The sequence below is a fragment of the Membranihabitans maritimus genome, assembly GCF_021729145.1.
GTDB lineage: Bacteria > Bacteroidota > Bacteroidia > Chitinophagales > Saprospiraceae > Membranihabitans > Membranihabitans maritimus.
The window spans coordinates 23,325-45,758 of sequence record NZ_JAJSLW010000030.1 but is presented as its reverse complement, the minus strand read 5'-3'; the positions used below and the strand labels follow the sequence as shown (position 1 = coordinate 45,758).

Below are 22,434 nucleotides of genomic sequence, written 5' to 3'. Positions count from 1 at the left end.
TTCGCCCAATTCATATATCCCATGCAAAAAGCCATATCCTAACTGACTGCTATTCGTATTATCTGCTAAATACTCAATGTATTCCGTATCAAATGGACTACCTCCAAAGTCTCCAACTATATCACCAATAGTAATCTCCGTACCGTCTACCTTCTTCAGTATCACACACTCCAGGTATTCTTCCCATACATTCTCTCCCTGTGCATAGGCATTGATCAACCCCGCACCTATAATAGATGCTGGCAATTGATACGCCACACCGCCTAATTTGCTATACGCTTCTTCGTAATCGTGGATACCCAACGGCTGCTTCCACGCTGCATATCTTTTTATACTTTCTCCTTCTTCTTCCAATGGCTCGATTTCGCAATACACCGTATCTTCCATATACCCTACAAACGACTCCGCCGTCATCATCGGCAATCGCAATACCACAATCGTATCCGTCAGGGTTGCAATTTCATTTTCACCATTAAATACTTCCCACGTACGATAGATAATTTCCGAAGTATCGCTTGCTTCATTGCAATTTATCACTTCTATCCAATCAGGTTGTGCTGCAAGTCCCTGATAGCTTCTTCCACAGGGTACTTCAACTCCAGGTTCATGATCTGAAGGTTCAGGTACATATCCACAATAGGTTACCAATAATCCCGTATCAATACGGGCTGTGGGAATATCCAGGTCACTTGCTTCATTGATGGTAGTACCAAAGGCAGAAGTAAGGATGGGTTCTGCTACTTTATCAAAAATCAGCATAGTTTCACAAGTGCTAATCCCATTACTTATTCGAACCGTAAGTTTTTTACCTAAATAATCACATATATTGACCCCTTCCAAAATATAATCTGTCCCAATTAAATCTTCTTCACTCCATATTTCAGCATTCCATTCATTGAATACCTGTACATCGTGAACAGGCATACAATTGGCATTAGGCACCATTTCTACAATCTGGATTGAAATATATCCTTCAGCATCTATAGCGGGACTGATGACGGAGACACAATTCAATGGTCCGTCCGGAATTTCAGGTATCGGCATATTAGCACAAATAGTATCCACTACATATACATTCCCATCGAATACAGAACTTATATTACGTAAGCCTGTATTCCCATTTTCACCGGCATCATCATCACAATTTGCACTTGCTTCGGTTGCTGTACAAGGATCAACTGAAAATACAACTTCCACTTCAAATGTGTCCAATTGTTCTGTTCCCAGTTCCTGTCCTTCAACTATTACAGGGTCACTAATCGCATCGGTGGAAATAGATCCATTTAATCCTGGCCCTCCGGCATATGAAGGGACAGCACTAATTATCGTTGCTCCAACACCAAATTTCAAGGTGTCATTTAAGTCGTATTCTCCCGGTCCATTTCCTATATTCTCTACGATCAACTGATAGGTAATTTCATATTCCGATCCTCCTAATTCATTGGGGCCATCCAGAACTTCTTTACTGATTTCAAATGCTGGGGTACAATCATTAATCGTAAAGGTCTGTACAAATTCAGAAGTCAGCCCGCATGGATCCGTTACAGTATAGGTTCTTGTTAATACCAGCGGGTCCCCTGCTGTTCCAACACCTCCATTATCCATATCAGAAACAGCAATTACCAGGCTGTCAAAAGGAGCACAATTGTCAGTGGCAGTGATCAAGGTAGTATCCGCTTCCGGAATTCCATCACTACAGGAAACCAATACATCTTCTTCAAGCTCAGTCATGATCTCTGGCGCGACCGTATCCTGTACGGTAATTGCCTGTATACAACTATCCAAATTACCGTCCAGGTCTTCTACATACCAATTCCGGTATATGGTAACCGTACAGTTCATGTCTATATTTGCAGTATCATCCGCAAAATATATGGTATCTACCCCACAGGCAGCAATAATCTCAGGTACACCCAGCGTAGTTGAATCCAAATCCGAATCACAATTTACCAGGGTATCAAGGCTTCCACAATCTTCAAATGTCACCGGTAAACAAGGCATTTCTATACAGATGGTGTCAGAATTGTTTAATGTATCATTTGATATGGTAGCTATATTGCGCAAGCCTGTATTTCCGTCTTCTCCATCATCATCTTCACAATTCGCACTTGTTTCCGTCACCAACATCGGATCCAATGTAAATATTACCTCGACAAGAAAGGTATCACTTGCTCCTATCCCCAATGAATCATTTTCAACTACAATTGGGTCGCTCAGAACATCTGTATTTAACATCCCCATCAAACCGTCTCCATTCACATAGGATGCTGTTGCACTGCTAATGACAGCGCCTGCCCCAAACTTCAGAGTATCACTTAAATCGTATTCACCCGGGAAAGTCCCCATGTTTTCAATAATAAGATTATAACTTATTGTGTATTCACCCATACCGTTGTTTGTAGGACCTTCCGCAAGCTCCTTAAACACCATCAATTCCGGCATACAATCACTAATGGTAAAGGTCTGGATAAACTCGGAAGTTAATCCACAAGGATCCGTTACCGTATAGGTCCTTGTTAAAACTAATGGGTCATCAGCTGTGCCAACACCCCCGTTGTCCATATCCGAAACGGTGATCACCAGGCTGTCCGCCGGTGCGCAATTGTCTGTAGCAGTGATCAAAGTTGTGTCCGCTTCCGGAATTGATTCCCCGCAAAGAACTACAACCTCTACTTCTAGTTCTGTCATGATCTCAGGCGCAACCGTATCTTGTATTGTAATCGTCTGAATACAACTATCCAGATTCCCATTGAGATCCATAACAAACCATTCTCTGTAAACAGTATCTGCACAAGCTAAATCTATGGTTTCGTCTGAAAAATATATCGTATCGATACCACATTCCGAAGTTATTTCCGGAACCCCAAGAATGGCGGTATCCAATGAAGTCATGCAATCTACTATAGTATCCAATTCGCCACAAACAAGAATTGGCGGTAGACAAGAAAGAGGGGAAATCTGACTACTACTCTTGGAAAAATAACTGGTTTCATCAGTTCCGGATGTAGCCAAAGTTGAATAGCTACGGTCTCTCATTGAAGATCCGGCAACTGTCCCGGCAGGAGTGACTATATCTCCGGCAGTCCCGGCTCCCAGCGTATTGCTTTGCCAGGCAGTGGTAGACAGTGCTACATCACCGCTACTATTGGGAGTCATAGCACTCCATTGTGTGACAAAGTGCTCCATATTATTGAATAGCGATTGGTTGGTGGCCAGATTATGTTGTAAATTAATTTCCCAGTCCGTCCCGGTGTCATCTGCATAAATATGCCATGTACGATCCATACCATTACCCATAGAACCTGTTAGTTCATCAGATACGCTTTCTAAGTAATCCTGCACACTAACATGTACGCCAGTACCAGCACCGTTATTTGTAATTTCCGCAGGAGTATAATCACCCTCTGCTATACCTACAGGAAATTCAAATGATCCTGTATAAGCCTGTTTCACCATATGTCCCTGAATGCTATTGCTCGTCACTACCATACGCTCCGGTCGATAATTACTAATAGTGGCATCAGAATCAAAAATGAAATCCGTGATAGTAGAGGCCGTATTCTCTATTGAAGAAAAATGCATAGGAGGTACAGGTATCATTAACTCCATTCCCAGAATAACATCTCCGCTGTCCACTTGAAAGCTGAAGTCTCTGCCTATTCCCAATGAGGCTGTGTCAGCCAGGTTCGACCAAGACATATCAGGTAATATAAAAGCCATATCCGCTAAAATCATGTTGGCGGTATTATAAAGCTCAGTATTTACATCGACCAGCACATTGTTGCCATCTATATAGGTAGCTGAAGAATCGGCAGCACCGCCATCAATTGAATTGTAAAACCGTATGGTTCCATCTCCGCTGATATCAGCTGCAGGATCAATCCATACATACTTACTGTAAATATACCATGTTCCGTCAATGGTGTATGTTCCGGGTCCTATTATTAATGTTTCAGAAACATCAGAAACCAATCCGGGACCGGTAATGGTCAGTCCTGTATGGCTGGTCACAGATCCTGGTGCCTGGGCTAAAGCCTTAAAAACTCCCAGGAAAAGAAAGAATATATATAACCAAGTAAATTTATTTTTCATAATTGTTGTTTTAAGCAGTTATTAGATAACATTCCGAACATCTGCTTCTAATCAAGTTTGGTTACAGACCAGGTAATACCCGAACCTCCTCCTCCCAGATCGAGGTTAATGGTCAAGCCATCCGCTTCGTAAAACAAACCTATCTCATCCCCGGCATTAAGCTCAACATCCCCACTCAAAGCCACCTGGCCGGTTCCCAGCACCGCACGTAAGGTTAGTACCAAAGCTACATTCACATTTAATATCGGCAGGTTACCTCCTACCAGGTCTGTCATCATCGGAGAGGTTCTCCGCACAACAAAGGAAGGTTCCACACCTGCCCCTAGTGAAACGGTGACAGCAGCGGTTGTAGAATAATTAATGGTAGCGGAAATACGGTATTTTCCAGTTTCCGGAACCGTATAACTTCCCGTGGTATTATTAAATGCAGCTGAGCCATAGAAAGGTGAAGCAACCGACCAATTACTGAATTGGGTACTTGAACTTGCGCTAAAAGATGTTTTAGAGGCAGAAAATCCTTCAAAATCTCCGCCACCGCCACCACCGGATGAAGGGAACAAATATATCCACTCGGTTCCATCAAAATAATAAAATCCTGTAGAGTCGACTACATCAGTCTGGTATACGAGCAACCCCGTAGCAGGGCTGGCTATTCCTGTTCTTTGGGCTTTAGTCATGCGAGGTGTTAATAACCCCTTGTCCGAACTGGTCACATCGAGTTGAGCACTGGGATCAGGTGTAGTAGTACCGATACCGGTCTGGCTATACACGCCTCCCAGGAAAAGAAAGATTAATAGGAATGTGTAAATTATTGTTTTCATATTTTAAGTTTTCCAGGTTTTATATCAAAAAATGTTTCTAGTATATTTTTACTCTTTCATCACGTTAGGTTATTTAGAAGATATTACTACCAAACTAGTCGATAGTTACCCCCCCACTGGCATAACCTGCAACCGTATTGATTAATGACAATCCTGCTGAAGTAGAAGAAAACACCATCATTAAACGCGTTCCAGCAGTAACCGGAATATTTAACCCTGAGGTAATTCCGCTGCTAATACTTCCTAATGAAATAACCCCTGTCAAAGAAGGAGAAAGAGTCACCAATGCACCGGGGACGGGTGTGAATGTATTATCAGGAGTCGAACTGGAGTACAACTGCCCGGTAACAGTTACCGTAGTACCTACTAATGCTAAAGCTACCGTAGTACTAAAGTATCCAGACAGGGAAGTAATCACTCCATCCCTTGGAACCGAAAAGGCCATATTCAGCAATGTCCCTGCGGCCCCTGTCAGGTCAATTACGCCACCTGTTAAAGATATTCCATTGGCAGAACTGCCAAAAGCTACTGCTCCAGAAGTACCAACCAAACCACCTGCAATAGTTGTCATTACAATTGGCAATCCGGAAGAAAAGGGAATAATGGCCCCTCCTCCGGAAGAAGAAGAGGACGAAACGAAAGGAAGCCACATTGAACCATCATAATAATAAAATCCGGAGGTTCCATCCGTTTGATATATCATTAGTCCGGTTGCAGGGGAAACGACAGCATTTTTCTGTACTTCCGTCATTCTCGGGATCAATATTCCTTTTTCCGTACTAGAAACATCAAGTTGGGCACTGGGATCCGGGGTTGTCGTCCCGATCCCTGTTTGGCTATATCCTACTCCCAGGATAAAAAACATCAGTAGAAGTGTGTAAATTATTGTTCTCATATTTTAAGTTTTTCCCATTCAATAGTGTTACAGGGTCAATATATTGACCTTTCAAAATAGTTTGGCTTTTAGTTTATGCTTTTGGTTGGTTCTTAGCGGGGTTTCACTTAAAATTTAATTTATCACTCCATAAATTAAGCGTTTAAATACTTTAAGTAAATAGATGTTTTCACTCTAGTATTCCAGCAAGAAAAAAAAGTACACCTGGTCGCTGATAGGGGATAGTCTAACGCTCTTGAAAAAGCAAACTCACTTATAGAAATTCGCAATACTGATTTAATTATTCGTTTGCTACGAATCAACATATCATTTACAAATTCATGTAAATCATAATTATGATTGTCAGTCAAAGTCTTTTTAAATCTGGATGTCCAATAAAATAATAGAGAAGCTTTTGTAGGGTACAAAAATTCTTCGAGGTAAACACTCGAATCATAGACAGGTGTACTGATGCCCGTTCTACGGACATGCTCAATTAAGGCATGATGCCCTAATACTGAAGCAATAGAGTCTTTTATGAATCTCTTCATAAAGTTGTATGAGGTAAACAGGTTAAAAACAATTTCAATTCAAATGTAGTAATTAAATTGTTCAAATTATAACAATTTCAAAAAAATATATGCACAATTTTTAATATGTAATAAACCAACCAACTCAATTTGAATCTATCAGAAGAACAAAAAATACATATAAAATATTGATTTTCAGATATATATAAACAACAAAATCAATTATTTAATCCTAACAGTTTAAATCCTCAGTACTTAATAATTACTTAATTTTTTTCTAATTAGTAAAATAAATTTGCATTTCATGGAATGCAGGCTTTAATTATTCACCATACTTCCGGAAAATCCCATGGGGTTTTACGTTTTAGCAAACCACATTTATGGATAGTAACAGCATAAGTTATATTCCCCGGATCCAAAGAATGAAAACCGGAAGGATACCCCAATATATGTTGAGATCTAATCTCTATACCGTTTACCCTTTTAAATGTAATATCTGCTCCTCCAAAAATTGTTACTTTAACGTGAACTCGACGAATAATTGTTTCTGTCAATATTTTTGCAATATTGGCAATGCCAAAGGCTTCGCTATGCGGAAATCAATGCCAGAAACTTCATTTTTACTTGTTTTCAGCCCTGGGCTACACCCAGGGCTAGTAAGATCTCGATCCTTCAAAGCTTTCATCTTCTCCAAAGAACTGACGTAACTTCATCAAATTACTTCAAAACAATGAGTTGACGACATAAAGGACAATACTTACATTACAATTCTTATATACTCATCTTTTCCCTTTTCTGTCATATGTGGTAATATCAACTCCCATATATGTTTTGACATTTCTTGGGCCTGTGGGTATTTATACGTAGTAAGAACTTCTTGCTGTGGCAACCAAAATGTAATTAAAATCCGTATCGTATGTTTCAAACGACCATAGCTTTTCTCCGAATTGTCTTTAATCAATCCATCTTCTATAAACCTATCAAAAAATTCAGACATTTGATTCTTTCTCAATTCTAATGTTTCGTGTAATAATTCACTTACTTTAGGATATGACCTGGATATTTCCAATACATCCAGGGTGAAAAATCTATATTTAAGTTGAAAATTATCAAGATGAATAAGCAGTTTGTGAAAGTGCTCAAAGGAATTCCTTGGATCCTTCATCGGCTTATAGGATTCTGACATCTCCGACCTCATTTGCTGATATATTGCCATCATCAAATCTTCCCTCGTATTATAGTGATAGTCCAGATTGCCGTGACTTATACCTATTTCAGAAGCAATATGCCTGCTGGTAACATTTTGAGCACCAAATTCATTATACATTTTGATGGCTGTCTGTATTATTTTTTCTTTTGTAGTTAATTTACTCATTATTTTACCTAATTATCTTCCATTTGTATAGTTTCTAACAATTCCGTTAATTCCTCAACCTTTTCAGGAAAATTATCATATAAATTTTTTGACTCTCCGGGATCTTCACTCAAATTATACAGTTGTCCCGGGGTATCAATTCCATAACCAGTAGGGTTTTTCCCATCGCTAAAACCACCGGAACGATCTGAAAGAATAAGCTTCCAATGCCCTTTTCGAATCGCAAATACACCCTGGTGCGAGTGATGAACCAGTGATTCCCTCGCTACTTCACCTCCATTTTCCAAATTCATTAAAAAGCTTTGACCATCCGGTGAAATATTCACATCCTTTTTACACCCTAATAGGTCTTGTACTGTAGCCAGTATATCCAAAGATGAAATCAATCCGGCATTTTTAGAATCCTTTTTAATGTATCCAGGCCATCGCACTATAAACGGAACTCTATGGCCTGCCTCCCAGGCATCACCTTTTAATCCCCTCCAATCTCCGTTCGCCCGATGACCAAATTCTGCAATGACAGATTCCGTAGGTCCACTGTAATCTTCACCATTCCGCGCAGGGGAACCGTTATCACTCGTAAATACAAAAATAGTATTTTCTGCTTTTCCTGTCTTCTCAAGAATCTTCATGATTTCTCCCACCGCCCAATCCACTTCCTGAACGAAGTCTCCGTAGGCACCTGCATTACTGGTCCCCTGGAATTCTGGAGCCGGCGCAATTGGGGTATGAGGGGCCGTCAACGCGAAGTACATAAAAAAAGGATCCTCTCTATTCTCCTGATTTTTTATGTATTCTACTGCTTTCTGGGTAATCTCCGGCATTACATTCTCTAATGCCCACCCTTTGGTCATTTGTCCCGGTGTTCCAAATAAGGAATCGGGTTTTACCATGGAAGGAACTGAGACCACCTCTTTATTCTCAATAAAGGTATACGGAGGGAAATTAGGAACATCATCACCAAAATAATAATCAAACCCGTAAGTCAAAGGACCTCCTCTAATAGGCTGAGAGTAATCTACATTTTCCCCATTTCCCTCTTTAGCGGTCCTGTCATCTTTAGTAGGCCAATCCCACCCAAGGTGCCACTTACCAATAGCTGCCGTGGCATAACCATTATTCTTGAGTAATTGCGGAAGAGTGATCCTGTCTTTCTCGATCAATGGAGGGTCCCAGGACCACAAAACTCCTTTTTTAAGCTTTGTTCTCCATGCATATCTTCCAGTCAGTATGCCATATCGGGTCGGAGTACAAACGGAAGAAGGTGTATGGGCATCTGAAAACCGCATTCCTTCCCTGGCCAAACCATCCATATTGGGGGTTTCCACTTTGGCGTTGGGGTAATAACACTTTACATCTCCATACCCCATGTCATCAGCTAGGATCAATACTATATTAGGGTTCTGAATTTTTTCACCGGGGCTTTGGCAATGGGATAAGAACAAGATCACAAACACAACGCCGCATAACTTAAAAAGCTTAATCATAAAATTACAATTTAATTACCTCTATTGGATAAGGAACGGTTTCTTGTTTTATCTTGTCCCAGGGCATTAGGGCTCCGGAGGATAACAAATGATCTGTCAGCGCCCTGGACAGCTCATGGGTCTTTTCACGGTTTTGAAAAGCAAAATTGTTTCTTTCACTGATGTCTTCTTCCAAATTAAAAAGCTCAAGCTTTCTATTGGTATGATGGTAGATTAACTTCCACTTTCCTTGTCTTATGGCACTATAAGGTGGTTGATTATACGTATTAGGATAATGCCAAAAAATCGGTCTGTTTTTGGGATAGTCGCCTTCCCCTTTCAACAACGGGACAAAACTAACCCCGTCTGTTTCATCACTTTTTTCGAAGTCAATCCCAGCCATTTCCAAAAAAGTAGGAAAAATATCTTCAATAATCAGGTATTGATTATTTGTTGAATTCTCTTGGGTTACACCGCTCCATTTCACAATCATTGGCACCCTGACACCTCCTTCGTATGGGGTTAATTTGTGCCCACGCAATGGCAGGTTTTGATCTGCCTGGCTGGGAGAACCGTTATCGGACATAAACACAAAAATAGTATTCTCCATCACTCCCAATTCATCAACCATTTCCATAATATCTCCCAACGATTGGTCCATCCCTTCAATCATAGATGCATAGGTAGCATCAAATTCGTCCAGTCCCCGGTCTACATATTTCTGGTAAAAACGATCGTCCTTCTCCCAGGGAGCATGTATCGCATAGTGTGACATATAGAGATAAAACGGTTTTTCCCTTTCTACCGCATCTTTTATTGCTTTACTTGCTTCTATCGTCAAGGCTTCTGTCAAAAATGTATCTGTTCCATGATATTTGTCTAGACCCGGAACATCCCATATATCTTGTTTTGGTGCACGCCATATTGCACTGTAATTATATTTACCCAGGTAACTTCCCGGTCCCCCGGCTGCGTGACCTGCTATATTTACGTCAAAGCCCAGGTTTTTGGGATCCTCGCCGGAAGTTTGCCTGGCTCCAAAGTGGGCTTTCCCAACATGAATGGTTCTATATCCGACTCGTTTAAGTTTTTGAGGAAGTGTTTCGGAGTAGACGGCCCTACTTTGCCCTTCCTTCGCACTTAATCCATTTACATTCCACTTTGGTGACTCAATGGTATCATTAGGCTGGTCCGGGGACTGGTCTTTTCGTAACGTCCAATTAGTGACCATATGACGCGCTGCATTCATACCTGTCATCAAACTAATTCTGGAAGGTGAACACACAGCACACGCATATGCCTGCGTAAACTTCATACCTTTCATTGCCAATTTTTCCATATTGGGCGTAAAATATCTATCATTCAACGATGTCTTTTCAGAATAAAAAGGGACAGAGGTCTCCTGCCACCCCATATCGTCAACAAAAAAGAATATTATATTGGGACGATTGCTCGATTTATCATTAATGTCTGCACATCCAAACAAAAAGATCAAAATCGGTAAAATAAAAACATATGGAAGCTTCATAAAAATGGGTTTTCAGAGAATATTAGTAATGAACTAAATCGGCGCTCATACCCGGACTTTGCGGTACTTTGTAGACCCCATCACATACATCAACCGGGAATTTAAAATAGTTCCGAAGATGTGGTATATGCTCCAACAATATTACCGGATGGCCTACACTTATGTGGTTGAATAATACCAGGTGTTGATGAATTTGTCCCATATCGCCTACATGAGGAACAACAGGAATTTTGAATTTTCTTGAAAGCAAACTTATTAGGATAAATTCCGAAACGCCTCCGACACGCACAGCATCCACCTGATTAAAGCTCATACAACCGGCTTGAATAAAATTCTTAAACAGAACCTTATTGGGAATGTGCTCTCCAAGAGCTAAAGGGATAGAAGTATTTTCAGATAATTTAATATGAGCGATCAAATCATCCGGATGAGTAGGTTCCTCCAACCAAAATGGATTCAGCTCTTCCAGTTCTCCGGAAAGGGATATAGCTTTGTCTAAGGACCACTGTTGATTGACATCGAACATAATCCTTGCATTTGGCCCAGCCATTTCTCTTAACATATGTGCTCTTCGAATATCCCGGCTAGAATCCTCTGACCCTACTTTAAGTTTCATTGAGTTGAATCCAGCGTCCAATGCTTCTCGGACTTTATCCATCACCTCTGAATCGCTATATTTCAACCACCCAATTGATGTGTCATATCCCGGATATCCCCGTAGTAAAATAGATTTTCTCTCCTCCTTATCCTTTTCTTCAGCTCTCAACAAATCAACCGCTTCCTGCCGGGTAAGAACCTCTTCAAAATAAGAAAAATCCAACGTGTTGATTATTTCCTCGGGGGAACAACTTATCAATAAGTCCCACAACGGAACACCTTGCGTTTTAGCCCAAAGATCGAAACAGGCATTGACAATGGATGCAAGAGCAAGATGAACGATGCCTTTCTGAGGGCCTAACCACCGAAAACCGGGATCATCTGCCATGGCTTTGAATGTTTCTCCAAAATTAGACATTAATTCACCAATCTCCTTTCCTTCTACATATTTTGCCAAATACACTATGGCATCGCAAACCAGTTGATTCCCTTCACCAAGTGTAAAGGCCAATCCAATCCCTTCACTTTCTCCATCTGTGACCAACCGGCAAACACTATAGGCATAGTATGATCCTGTATGGATAGCATCCGTTCCTGCTCCATTCTGTAGTTTAAATCTCTTATCTACCGAAAGTACTTTTTTTATAACTACTGTTCTATTCATTTATTTATATTGAAATCTTTATTTTCTTGAAGAAATCGGACCTAATTTTCCTGTGTCTGAATCTATATCAATCTGAATTACCTGCGGATATTCCGGGGAATGCAATACAGTAACTATTACACTATCCTTGTACATTTTGTATTCAAGTGGGTTTCCCGTGGCCAAATTTGAAACCCTGTTTATTCTCATTTCCCTGGTAAGTGGTAATTTTAAATCTTTCAATTCCCTGTTGAGGACAAATACAAAAATAGATTCCCCTTTTCGCGTCGATACAAAATCGTCATTGGGAAGGTACGGGCCACCTTTTGTGGCATATATTGCTCTTTCGTTTTTTTTCACCCAGGTTCCTACCGCTATTAAAAGGTCTTTTTGTCGCTGCTCAATCCTGCCATCCAGCATCGGCCCCACATTGTACAGTAAATTCCCTCCTCCTCCTATCGTACGGATCAGGGTGGAAAGACTTTGTTCGACTGATTTCATGGAATCATTGGGTTTCCAGGCCCATTGCTTGCATATAGTCATGCAGGTTTCCCAGGGTAAATTAAAATCAACTGCCCCAATTCTTTGCTCCGGTGTAGCATAATCCCCCGCGTATTTTTCCGGGTTCTCTATTTCTTTTACTTTGACTCCCTGATGCCCCTTATCAACTCTGTCATTTATTACAAGGTCATCCTTCAGGGTCCTCAGGTACGCATATAAGTTCATTCCCATTTCATGCGTATAGGCATTCTCCCAGGCTCCATCAAACCAAATCAAGAACGGGTCGTAACGATCGATCAATTCCTTAAGTTGGTTTTTCATATAATCGACATATATTTCCATGTTTGATTCCTCTACCGGCCGGGGATCACCACCGTACCGGGTGGTATAATGTGGATGATGCCAATCCGCAATAGAATAATATAATCCAAATTTTATGTTATACTTATTACAAGCATCGGCCAGTTCTTTAAGGATATCCCTTTGATAAGGGGTAGAGCCAATATCGTAATCCGTAAAAACTGATGGCCACATGCAAAACCCATCGTGGTGCTTAGAGGTGAAAACAAGATATTTCATCCCTGCATCACTTGCTGTTTTTACCCATGTATCGGCATTGAAAAGTGCTGGATCAAACTCCTTGTATAAATTGTCGTATTCTTCGATCGGAACTTGCTTACCGCGAGACCAACCAATTTCAGTCCCCCTTAGCGATACCGGGCCCCAATGAACAAACAGACCAAACTTCATTTCCGAGAAATCTTCCAGCGCTATTTGATTGGTTTGTAAATTCGGGTAAGCTTCCCCCCCTCCCGATTGGGCCTTTGACCGCATACAGGTAAATGAAAGTGTGAAAAAGATTAAAATCGTTACTAATTTTATCCTGTAAAAGCCGGATATATTCATTTTCAATATTTTAATTTATTCCATAATTCTCTTTTATTTTACTCCACCACTCTCACTACTTTTATACGCTTTTTCAACCCATTTCATGGTTTCAAAAGCATCTTCAGTATCGTGCAACAACACTTTATCCTCACCTGAATGAAATCGCTGAATTCCTGCCATAGGACCTACAAACGCATGGGGGAACCAACCTCCCGTAAGAGTCAACTTTCTCCAACCTTTCCCGTCCCTGTTAATAATATATTCAAACCTGGGGGGAATACCTTTAGGATAATCGAGAGAAACTCCTATTGTAATTTTTATCGCTCCTTTTGTCCCCTCTATTTTGAAATATGATTCCTGATGCTTCCCGCCAAAGTCATGACCATGGTTAGTCAGAATCCTCGCCTGTACACAATCATCAAAATCCATAACTATTGTCGAACGGGTTGAAGACAATTCTTTCATCTTTGGGTGCTTGACCGAACTCGCATAAATTTTCACAGGGTTTCCGGCAAAACTTCGTATTAAATCAATATAATGGATACTGTGGTACAAAATTTCCACGCGAGGCAGATCGAATAAAAAGTCCCATAAATGCCACGGGGTATAGACACACACCTTAATTTCATAGTCATAAATATCGCCCAACCACCCCTCGTTTATTAACTGTCGTGCTGCTATGCAATACGGAGCATATCTCAATTGGAAATTAACTCCTGATTTTAATTTTTTCTCCCGGCAAATATTCAGAATTCGTTGGGCTTCTTCTAAATTCTCCCCCATCGGTTTTTGTATTAAAACAGTCACTCCATCCGGTAATCTCTCAAGTATCCCGAAAATCTCTCCCGCAGGTATGGCCAAATCAACGACTACATCGTTCGTATCTAAATCTTTTGATAGTTCATCAAAGTCATTGTATATCCTTTGGACAAAAGGATAATTACCTTTTGCTTTTTGGGTCTTTTCTACCTCTAAGTCATAAATCCCTAACACCGGAAATTCTGCGATCTCATATGCGGGAAGATGTGCGTCAGTAACGATCCCACCTGCCCCAATTACAACAATGGGAAGAGGGTTTTTCGGCAATTCAGGTTTTTGTTTTATCCTTTCCATAATTTCTTCTAAAAGAAAATAATATAAATTAATATCATTACTACCATCAGGATGAGGCTAAATAACCGGACCCGTTGATCCGACCTTTTGGTATTTAGATAGAAATCATCCTTCAAAAACTGTGGGGATCGGTCAAATAGTGATATGGTAAAATACATTAGCGTAGAAAATATAAAGAACAGGTACGTCTGGCGCAACCAGTTCAAGCCCAGCCCTTTTGGAGACGATATGAAATTGGCTATGCCATTAACCGGTAGGTATTTTTCGATAACAAATACTATCAAAGCGAACACACTACCCAGGAGCAAGGTCCAAAAAGATGCATTGGCAGTTCCCCTCTTTAACAACACTCCCCAGAAAAAAACAGCTACTATTGATGGGGCAAAAATGCTGAACATCTGGTTTATCAACTCAAAAATGCCTCCAAGATCCCCTAAAAATGGAGACCAAATAACTGCTAGCACTAATACCAAACCTCCCGTTAGCCTGCCAATTAATATTTTCCTGCCATCAGCCATTTCCGGTGCCATACGCCCAAATACATCATAGGCTACCAAAGTAGAACAACTATTCAAAGCTGCAGCTACGCTGCTCATCACTGCAGCCAGTAATGCAGCAATCATTATTCCTTTGAGTCCTGCAGGCAATAAATTTACTATCATTACAGGCAGCACACTTTTGGTGTCTTCACCGATTTGATTACGGAACAGGACAAAAGCGAGGACCCCCGGAACAACCATAATAAAAACCGGTAAAATTTTTAGAAATCCCGCAAATATAGCCCCTAGCCTTGCTTGCGTCTCAGAACGTGCACCTAATACCCGTTGGACAATGGTCTGATCTGTGCACCAATACCAAATTCCCAACACAAGATGACCAAATAACATATCAAAAAAGGTAAAACCCTTTTGCCCCGAGTCAAAACTAATTGCCTTCAATCGATCTGGGTCTGCAGCTTCTTTAAAAGCAGTATACGTATTAATACCCTGTTCCGGGAGCTCCAGGATTGCCAAAATGGTTATTATTAATGCCCCAAGTATTAGAATTACAGTCTGTACAGTCTCTGTGACTACTACTGATGTTAACCCACCGATAATCGTATAGATACCTGTCGCAATGGCAATGACTATAATAGAAAAAAATATATCCAAGCCAAAAATTTTCTCAAATACAACAGCCCCGGCATAAAAACTTACGCCTATATGCATAAAAAGGGCAGCTAAAATGCTGAAAATGGCCAGAACAACACGGGATCGTTGATCATAGCGTTTTTCCAAAAATTCCGGAAGTGTAGAAATTCCTGACCGTATGTAGAAAGGAATAAAAAGAAAGGCTAATAATAATAATTCGAAAGCAGAAAACCATTCAAAGTTCCCCCATACAATTCCATCAATAAAACCCGACTCCGAAAGTCCAACTAAATGTACAGTAGAAATATTTGAAGCAAATAAAGAGGCTCCTATTACACTCCAGGTCAATGATTTTCCTGCTAAAAAATATCCTTCACTGGTAGTGTTTTTCTTTCTACCATACCAAAGTCCAAGAGCAACTACACCCGTCAAATAGACTCCGGTAATAACGATATCAATAGTAGATATTTCGTTCATCAAACTGCCTCCTTGAAGTATCTTTTAGTATAAAAAATGTAAAGCTAAATTAGCATTTTTAGTCCAATAGCCCTAATTTTGCCTCAAAGAATATTATTATTTGATTTTTGTAGGTCTTCTCCTATAGACAAATTCAACAGTTTATAAAGAATTATATATTTCACAACCACACCTTTCGTATATAAAAATAGGCCTCAATATTCTTTCAAATTGTAATAGTATTACTACAAAGATTGTACATAATTTTCAAAATCAACAACTATATATAGCTCCAATTACAGATCAAAAAAGATGTCAAATAAACACAAGTCAATTAAATATTTTTATTAAATTACACCTTCCAAAATAATAGCAAAATGCCCAAATATAGTAATTGTAAAAGCTGTGGAATTCCTATGATCGTGGAATCAGAGGTATCTGAATATTCTCTGGAGAACTCTTCCGAATCACATTTTTGTTCGCTTTGTTATCAGGAAGGTGATTTTCAAATACCCGAGATTTACCTTCAGGCTATGAAAGAAAGTAAACGGAAGTTTTCAACCACTTTAAATAAAATGGTTTCGAGAAATATTCAGAAGCTGGCCCGGTGGAATACTTCGCCTTAGGGCGAAGATCTTTCGACTTGAAACTAAATTGACTTTAGTCTTTATTTTTTAAACCATGGTGATGCAGGTTCTTATGAATATCCTATAGTATCCTGCATTTATTTGCCAAACTCCGGCCGGCCCTTTTCTGCCCGAAGAAAAGCACTAACAACCTTCCTTTCGAAGGGTTTAAAGTTCTTTTCGAGAGGTAAGTCTTTGCCCATGACTGGAGATGATACGAGATATCAATCCTTTCTTTTTTAAAAATATATGATAGCCAGGAAAAAGCTGTACTCGTGGCTGTCAACTCCCCGAAAAATCTTTAGCAAAAAAAGCAACATGTAAAAGCCCCAGAAGTGGGCCAATTTTTTACGGGAGATTAAAGACGAATATTTTGAATAATTATTCCACACAACTACCAGAAATCAATTCATTAATAAATATTCACCAGCAAGGGATTGATTATTAAACGATTCTCACGGTCCTTGAAAGGCCCTGTCAAAGATGATTCAAATATCCTGAATCGTCCTGGCACGGAATTGTCCTAGCTTTTACCACCCCAACCCATTACCAATACTATTCCCCATTCGAAAAAAGTACATGGACTCTTTCCCCACTATGGAAAATTAACAATAGCTATAATACGGATTTTAATATAATTTGATATATTTGTGATATCAATATGATGTCAATTTAAATTTGAAATTATGAATAATGAAAAAACAACCTCTGCTATCTCCGGATATATCGTTTTATTAGTATTCTTGATGGGCATAATTCTTTTCGGTTATTTCTTCTTCCAGACCAAAAACCCACTATGGTTGGTGCTTTTATTGTTCTTAATTATTCTGATTCCCGGGTTTATGATTGTCTACCCTAATCAATCAAAGGTGTTGACATTATTCGGAGCCTACAAGGGAACTGTGAAAGGCAATGGTTTTTTCTGGACCAACCCTCTATACGTCAAAAAAGCCATCTCTCTTCGTGCTCGTAATTTTGACAGTGAACGCGTGAAAGTTAACGACAAACTGGGAAACCCCGTTCTAATTAGTGTAATCCTGGTATGGAGGGTTAGAGACACATTCAAAGCATCATTTGATGTAGATGATTATGAAGCATTCGTAAGAATACAAACTGATTCGGCAGTCAGAGAACTGGCCGCCAGTTACCCGTACGATACTTTTGACGATGATAATGCTGAAAAATCCCTCAGGTCTGACTTCGAAGAAGTAAATGAAAATCTGGAAACAATGTTGTCTAACCGTCTGGATATTGCAGGGATAGAAGTCCTGGAGGCACGTATCGGGTACCTTGCGTATGCCCCGGAAATAGCCAGTTCCATGCTGAAGCGTCAACAAGCTACAGCTATTGTAGCTGCACGCTTTAAAATTGTAGAGGGCGCCGTGGGAATGGTAGAACATGCATTGGAGGAATTGAATAAGAAGGAGATCATCGATTTGGACGAGACTAAAAAAGCTGCTATGGTAAGTAATTTAATGGTAGTTCTGTGTGGTGATCGGGATGCCAGCCCCGTAGTTAATACAGGAACGCTTCACCAGTAATTGGGAATGCATATATTTGTAAAGGTTCATTGCAGCCTCATTTGAATCGAGCTGCAATCCAATTGACAATAATAAAAAAGAGACGGTATTGTAATGGCTAAAAAGAGAAAACAAATACCACTGCGATTAAGTGAGGAGATGCAGGAAGCCGTTGAGAAATGGGCTGCAGATGAATTCCGGAGTATAAACGGTCAATTGGAATGGATTATTTACAATGCCCTAAAAAGTGAGAATAGACTTCCCAAAAAGAAACCTTCCGAAGAAACCAATAATAACGAAGATTAGAACACATGTTTGTAGAGAGAGAAGGTGAATTTGCCGCATTCCCTCCCCTTTTTTTAACTCAATACGACAGGGGAAATTTGCCGCCAATAAAGCTTTCATACAAGCTGGGGCAAGCCTTGTACATTCGCCTTCCTCTCCATCTGAAACTATATTGAGCACAGGGGTATAGTTTCATATTTCCACCATTCCGAATTGGAATTCAGATAATTGTAGAATGGCGAAATTTCCTTATACTCTTTCGGCCCCTTCCAACGCTTCTTCTAAAGCAGGGACAAAATTAACCTGCCCCATTTTATTGCTCTCATGGATAAAATCCTTTAGACTTTTGCTGCTATTACTTCTGGAAAAAGTGCCTATTATAGAAAGACGAATTCGGTATGTTGAAAATTTTTGCAGTATTTCTCCGGCCATTTTTGTTTTTAAGTCAAAGAATCGGGGCGTAATATTTTCTTCATATAACACTACTTTGTCATATCCCTGGTAATAAATATTCCCCATTAAGTCCACCCCATCTTCCACTGATTCAATAATATGCCCATCCGAGGTAATTACTGCAATTTTTACGTTTCCTTTTCTATATGCATCAATTTTCATTGCACCTATTTTAGCCAGTTTTCGAGATTATTGTAATACGGCCTTAAACCCCTCTAGCAACATCTGAACCGCTACCATAACCAATATCATCCCCATCAGACGCTCCATAGCCAACAGGCCCCGCTCCTTCAAAACTTTCAATAGAAATGGAGCCGTCAATAATAAAACGGCTGACAATCCCCAAGCTATCAATAACGCCATCAACCAATGACCAAGGTTCCCCGGGGAATTTTGCGTCATCAGAATCAACATAGCCATTACCGAGGGGCCTGCAATCATAGGAATGGCTATCGGCACTAAAAATGGTTCGCCCTGAGGTTGATGTCCCATAACACCTTCAGGTTTTGGGAAAATTAATCTCAATCCAATTATCAATAGAATAATTCCACCTGATATAGTCACTGCTTCCTGGTCCAGGTGCAAAAAATTTAAAAGTGGTTTCCCGCCAAATAAAAAAAGCAATAAGACTACCAGTGCTAAAAATAATTCCCTTGCTATAATGACCCTCTGTCTTCGGGGATCGACATCCTTTAACACCGAAAGCAATAAAGGAATATTTCCTAAAGGATCCATTAAAAAGAACAACAATACCGCTGCAGACCAGACCGAACCACCAAAATCCACCATATCGTATGACCTTTAAATATTTGTGCAATAAAGAATTAAATCCTAAAGTAAGATAAATATTTATGTTATAAAATCCGATTTGCCTGCTATTCCCTTTCATGTATTATTGACCCCTCTGCTCACTTTATATGGTCAGATCATTCCTTATGTCTCTATCTTTCAAAAGGCCATATGTATTCAAACCCTTGGTATCCACTTTTCAAGGCTTGGTTGGTTTCAATTATTCAAAGTCTCAAAAAGGGAATTTTAATCAACTTTTACCAATACCAAAATCTTGATTTTTGTCCTGTACTATTCCGCATTATTGCTAATCAACACCTCACTTGGTTGGGAACCCTACGCCTTCAAAAAGGATATTACATGTTTCCACTGTTTACGATTTTCTCAATTAACCCTGGAAATAATGGATAAAAAATCTGAACCCATTTGGCAGGTCCGGGATAGCAAATTTTTTTCCCTTTTTCCAAACTTTCCTCCACTTTTTTGACGACAAAATCAGGAGAAACCAAATGTTTTCGGGTAGATTGTATGTCCTGCAAAAATTCTGGACCATTGTTCTTAGCTTGATTGATCAACGGGGTATCTACTGCCGGTGGGCAAACCAAAAGAAACCGAACTCCCGAACCCTCATTTTCAGACATAAGTACCTTCATAAAAAAGTTGGTTGCAGATTTACTTGCTCCATAGGCTCCAAACCGTCTGGATTCTACTATTCCCGCTACAGAGCCATAAACTATCAGGTCACCTGAATCCCTTTTCAACAAATAGGGTAATACCGATTGAACAGTATTTACCATTCCTAAATAATTAACCTTCATTACACGGTCAATCTCTTCCGTGGGAGTATCTGACAACAATCCCCCTGGCATTATAGCTGCACAGTGGATAAGCCGATCGATTGCACCAATACTCTCCTCAATTTCTTCTATTGTATTCCGAACCTGACTTAGCTCTGTAACATCACATCGAAAAGGAAGAATTTTATCCGAAAAGGAAGAAAAACCCTTTAGCGAGTCTTCTATATCAATCACTGCTACGGTACTTCCTTGCTTCGCCATTTGCAAAACGTGCTCCAGTCCAATGCCACTTGCCCCCCCTGTAACAACTGCAATATTGCCATGAAAACCCATATCATTTTCAAATTTTTGTTGTTGTAATTAACTTTTTTTCCTGTTTAATTCCGGGGTTAACTTTTTTACATTTTCATAAACGTTCAATTAACCAATCTAGCATTTTTTGCTTCTCCTTTGTATAGGGTGGCCGTATCCATTCTATAACGCTTTGTCTTCTTTGCTTCATTATACCGCGCTCATTTGAAAATTCCTTAAACCCATAGAATCCCCTGGACTTGCCAATTCCACTCTCATTTACTCCCCCGAAAGGAAGGTAGGGGTTTCCGGCATGGATAGCTGATGTGTTTATACAAACACCACCTGAAGTAGTATTTCTTAAAAAATAATCCGTATTTCGCTTGTCCTTACTATAAATATACAATGCAAGCGGTTTTGGAAAACACCTAATTATATTTACAGCTTCTTCGTTTGAATTATAAAACAATACCGGTAATACGGGACCAAAAATTTCGTTTTTCATTAAATTACCATCTATCGGTAAATCACAAATTATTGTTGGTTGGATATACCGGGTCTCCTCATCAAATTTCCCCCCGTATACAATATTTCCCCCTTGCATTATACATGAGTCTACATACGATTTAATTCTTCTAAAATGTTTTTCATTTATTATTCGGACATAATCTGTTGACTTATTTTGTTCTTCACCATAACTATCTTCAATGGCTTTTCTCAACCCCAGAAGAAATTCAGATCTGCGGGTTTCGTGAACCAACACATAGTCCGGGGCAATACATGTTTGTCCAGCATTGATAAATTTAGCCCAGGCAATTCTACCCGCACTTTTTTCAATAACTGCTGTTTCATCCACAATCGCCGGTGATTTACCTCCTAGTTCAAGGGTTACCCCGGTTAAGTTTTTTGCTGCTTCTGCCATAACGATACGGCCTACTTCCGGAGAACCCGTAAAAAAAATATGGTCAAATTTCTGCCTTAATAGCTGAGTAGCTACGTCAACACCACCTTCCACAACAGCTACTTCTTCTGGTCCGAAACACCCCTCTATTATCTCTTTAATGATTCGCGACGTATTTTCCGCGAATTCTGAGGGCTTTAGAATTACTGTATTTCCTGCTGAAATAGCTGATATAAGTGGTGCAAATGAAAGTTGAAATGGATAATTCCAAGGGGACATGATCAGACAACAACCTTTGGGCTCATATTGAATTTGAGATTTCGCACCTAATAACAATATCGGCGTCTTGACACTTTTTATCTTCATCCAATTTTTGAGATTCCGCATAGCAAAGCGAAACTCCACAAGCGTAGGGTGAATTTCAGTTATATCCGTTTCTGTTCCTGGTTTACGCAAATCTTTCCATAGCGCATCATGTAAAGGTTCTCGATGTGCAAGGATTGCATTATACAATCTTTTTAATTTAAGCTTTCGTTCCTTAGCTGATGTCCTTTTGACCGCCTCTGCATTTTCTTTTTGAATTTCAAATAACTGGGTAACTTCTTTGTCAGAATTTGCTTCACTCATTTTCATTCTTATTTTGCATCCAGCGAATTTAGGGTTTATCCTTTAAGGATTTCGCATAATTCACCTGCCTGCTAATTTTATAAGATAAATTCCAGGCATTTTGGTGTCAATCATTTCAATAAATACACCGT

The 22,434-nt window shown here is 39.8% G+C and carries 19 protein-coding genes; 3 read left to right on the top strand and 16 right to left on the bottom strand.

Features of this window, described 5'->3' with window-relative positions; translation table 11 throughout:
* The 12 genes from LVD47_RS22235 to LVD47_RS22180 form a co-directional block, all read right to left on the bottom strand.
* Window positions 1–4,092, bottom strand: a 4,092-nt coding sequence (locus LVD47_RS22235; protein WP_236980771.1) for a hypothetical protein, incomplete at its 3' end; no start/stop codon positions are given.
* A gap of 47 nt (window positions 4,093–4,139) precedes the next feature.
* On the bottom strand, window positions 4,140–4,913 hold the full coding sequence (locus LVD47_RS22230; protein ID WP_236980769.1) for a phage tail-like protein: 774 nt from the start codon (window positions 4,911–4,913) through the stop codon (window positions 4,140–4,142).
* A gap of 94 nt (window positions 4,914–5,007) precedes the next feature.
* The gene (locus LVD47_RS22225) at window positions 5,008–5,808 is read right to left on the bottom strand and encodes an exosporium glycoprotein BclB-related protein (protein WP_305067727.1); all 801 of its coding nucleotides are present in this window, start codon (window positions 5,806–5,808) and stop codon (window positions 5,008–5,010) included.
* Window positions 5,809–5,942: 134 nt separating this feature from the next.
* Complete coding sequence (locus LVD47_RS22220; protein ID WP_236980767.1) at window positions 5,943–6,338, bottom strand: hypothetical protein; 396 nt, start codon at window positions 6,336–6,338, stop codon at window positions 5,943–5,945.
* A gap of 305 nt (window positions 6,339–6,643) precedes the next feature.
* The gene (locus LVD47_RS22215; RefSeq protein ID WP_236980765.1) at window positions 6,644–6,871 is read right to left on the bottom strand and encodes a hypothetical protein; all 228 of its coding nucleotides are present in this window, start codon (window positions 6,869–6,871) and stop codon (window positions 6,644–6,646) included.
* A 203-nt stretch (window positions 6,872–7,074) separates the two neighbouring features.
* Window positions 7,075–7,692: a TetR/AcrR family transcriptional regulator gene (locus tag LVD47_RS22210; RefSeq protein WP_236980763.1), complete on the bottom strand. Its 618-nt coding sequence runs from the start codon at window positions 7,690–7,692 to the stop codon at window positions 7,075–7,077.
* A gap of 8 nt (window positions 7,693–7,700) precedes the next feature.
* Window positions 7,701–9,179: a sulfatase family protein gene (locus LVD47_RS22205; protein WP_236980761.1), complete on the bottom strand. Its 1,479-nt coding sequence runs from the start codon at window positions 9,177–9,179 to the stop codon at window positions 7,701–7,703.
* A 4-nt stretch (window positions 9,180–9,183) separates the two neighbouring features.
* Window positions 9,184–10,686 (bottom strand): sulfatase, encoded by a 1,503-nt coding sequence (locus LVD47_RS22200; RefSeq protein ID WP_236980759.1) that lies wholly within the window; start codon window positions 10,684–10,686, stop codon window positions 9,184–9,186.
* Between the two features lie 22 nt (window positions 10,687–10,708).
* Window positions 10,709–11,947, bottom strand: coding sequence for an enolase C-terminal domain-like protein (locus tag LVD47_RS22195; protein WP_236980757.1), 1,239 nt, complete (start codon window positions 11,945–11,947; stop codon window positions 10,709–10,711).
* An 18-nt stretch (window positions 11,948–11,965) separates the two neighbouring features.
* Window positions 11,966–13,333 (bottom strand): alpha-L-fucosidase, encoded by a 1,368-nt coding sequence (locus LVD47_RS22190; protein ID WP_236980755.1) that lies wholly within the window; start codon window positions 13,331–13,333, stop codon window positions 11,966–11,968.
* 33 nt (window positions 13,334–13,366) lie between these two features.
* Window positions 13,367–14,428 carry a Gfo/Idh/MocA family protein gene (locus LVD47_RS22185; protein ID WP_236980754.1) on the bottom strand — a complete coding sequence of 354 codons (1,062 nt, stop codon included), beginning with the start codon at window positions 14,426–14,428 and terminating at the stop codon, window positions 13,367–13,369.
* Window positions 14,429–14,436: 8 nt separating this feature from the next.
* Window positions 14,437–16,035, bottom strand: a complete 1,599-nt coding sequence (locus LVD47_RS22180) for a sodium:solute symporter family transporter (protein ID WP_236980752.1) — start codon at window positions 16,033–16,035, stop codon at window positions 14,437–14,439.
* A gap of 356 nt (window positions 16,036–16,391) precedes the next feature.
* Here LVD47_RS22180 and LVD47_RS22175 point away from each other — a divergent pair, with 356 nt between their 5' ends.
* The 3 genes from LVD47_RS22175 to LVD47_RS22165 all read left to right on the top strand — a co-directional run bounded on the left by LVD47_RS22175 (window position 16,392) and on the right by LVD47_RS22165 (window position 18,466).
* Complete coding sequence (locus LVD47_RS22175) at window positions 16,392–16,640, top strand: zinc ribbon domain-containing protein (protein WP_236980750.1); 249 nt, start codon at window positions 16,392–16,394, stop codon at window positions 16,638–16,640.
* Between the two features lie 686 nt (window positions 16,641–17,326).
* On the top strand, window positions 17,327–18,181 hold the full coding sequence (locus LVD47_RS22170; RefSeq protein ID WP_236980748.1) for an SPFH domain-containing protein: 855 nt from the start codon (window positions 17,327–17,329) through the stop codon (window positions 18,179–18,181).
* A 93-nt stretch (window positions 18,182–18,274) separates the two neighbouring features.
* Window positions 18,275–18,466 carry a type II toxin-antitoxin system antitoxin gene (locus LVD47_RS22165; protein ID WP_236980747.1) on the top strand — a complete coding sequence of 64 codons (192 nt, stop codon included), beginning with the start codon at window positions 18,275–18,277 and terminating at the stop codon, window positions 18,464–18,466.
* 228 nt (window positions 18,467–18,694) lie between these two features.
* Here the strand turns inward: LVD47_RS22165 and LVD47_RS22160 are convergent, their stop codons facing one another.
* From LVD47_RS22160 to LVD47_RS22145, 4 genes are all read right to left on the bottom strand, one after another.
* On the bottom strand, window positions 18,695–19,060 hold the full coding sequence (locus LVD47_RS22160; RefSeq protein WP_236980746.1) for a DUF4180 domain-containing protein: 366 nt from the start codon (window positions 19,058–19,060) through the stop codon (window positions 18,695–18,697).
* A gap of 27 nt (window positions 19,061–19,087) precedes the next feature.
* Entirely contained in the window at window positions 19,088–19,687 is a 600-nt protein-coding gene (locus tag LVD47_RS22155) for a YhgN family NAAT transporter (RefSeq protein WP_236980745.1), read from the bottom strand.
* Between the two features lie 356 nt (window positions 19,688–20,043).
* Entirely contained in the window at window positions 20,044–20,817 is a 774-nt protein-coding gene (locus tag LVD47_RS22150) for an SDR family NAD(P)-dependent oxidoreductase (protein ID WP_236980744.1), read from the bottom strand.
* 73 nt (window positions 20,818–20,890) lie between these two features.
* The gene (locus tag LVD47_RS22145; protein WP_236980743.1) at window positions 20,891–22,303 is read right to left on the bottom strand and encodes an aldehyde dehydrogenase family protein; all 1,413 of its coding nucleotides are present in this window, start codon (window positions 22,301–22,303) and stop codon (window positions 20,891–20,893) included.
* Window positions 22,304–22,434 lie beyond the last annotated feature (131 nt).

What these genes read in the sequence shown, in the direction of transcription:
- LVD47_RS22230 (WP_236980769.1), bottom strand. Translation starts at nt 4,913, where the DNA reads ATGAAAACAATAATTTACACATTCCTATTAATCTTTCTTTTCCTGGGA.
- LVD47_RS22210 (WP_236980763.1), bottom strand. Translation starts at nt 7,692, where the DNA reads ATGAGTAAATTAACTACAAAAGAAAAAATAATACAGACAGCCATCAAA.
- LVD47_RS22150 (WP_236980744.1), bottom strand. Translation starts at nt 20,817, where the DNA reads ATGGGTTTTCATGGCAATATTGCAGTTGTTACAGGGGGGGCAAGTGGC.
- LVD47_RS22165 (WP_236980747.1), top strand. Translation starts at nt 18,275, where the DNA reads ATGGCTAAAAAGAGAAAACAAATACCACTGCGATTAAGTGAGGAGATG.
- LVD47_RS22195 (WP_236980757.1), bottom strand. Translation starts at nt 11,947, where the DNA reads ATGAATAGAACAGTAGTTATAAAAAAAGTACTTTCGGTAGATAAGAGA.
- LVD47_RS22185 (WP_236980754.1), bottom strand. Translation starts at nt 14,428, where the DNA reads ATGGAAAGGATAAAACAAAAACCTGAATTGCCGAAAAACCCTCTTCCC.
- LVD47_RS22160 (WP_236980746.1), bottom strand. Translation starts at nt 19,060, where the DNA reads ATGAAAATTGATGCATATAGAAAAGGAAACGTAAAAATTGCAGTAATT.
- LVD47_RS22200 (WP_236980759.1), bottom strand. Translation starts at nt 10,686, where the DNA reads ATGAAGCTTCCATATGTTTTTATTTTACCGATTTTGATCTTTTTGTTT.
- LVD47_RS22145 (WP_236980743.1), bottom strand. Translation starts at nt 22,303, where the DNA reads ATGAGTGAAGCAAATTCTGACAAAGAAGTTACCCAGTTATTTGAAATT.
- LVD47_RS22180 (WP_236980752.1), bottom strand. Translation starts at nt 16,035, where the DNA reads ATGAACGAAATATCTACTATTGATATCGTTATTACCGGAGTCTATTTG.
- LVD47_RS22220 (WP_236980767.1), bottom strand. Translation starts at nt 6,338, where the DNA reads ATGAAGAGATTCATAAAAGACTCTATTGCTTCAGTATTAGGGCATCAT.
- LVD47_RS22225 (WP_305067727.1), bottom strand. Translation starts at nt 5,808, where the DNA reads ATGAGAACAATAATTTACACACTTCTACTGATGTTTTTTATCCTGGGA.
- LVD47_RS22175 (WP_236980750.1), top strand. Translation starts at nt 16,392, where the DNA reads ATGCCCAAATATAGTAATTGTAAAAGCTGTGGAATTCCTATGATCGTG.
- LVD47_RS22170 (WP_236980748.1), top strand. Translation starts at nt 17,327, where the DNA reads ATGAATAATGAAAAAACAACCTCTGCTATCTCCGGATATATCGTTTTA.
- LVD47_RS22205 (WP_236980761.1), bottom strand. Translation starts at nt 9,179, where the DNA reads ATGATTAAGCTTTTTAAGTTATGCGGCGTTGTGTTTGTGATCTTGTTC.
- LVD47_RS22190 (WP_236980755.1), bottom strand. Translation starts at nt 13,333, where the DNA reads ATGAATATATCCGGCTTTTACAGGATAAAATTAGTAACGATTTTAATC.
- LVD47_RS22155 (WP_236980745.1), bottom strand. Translation starts at nt 19,687, where the DNA reads ATGGTGGATTTTGGTGGTTCGGTCTGGTCTGCAGCGGTATTGTTGTTC.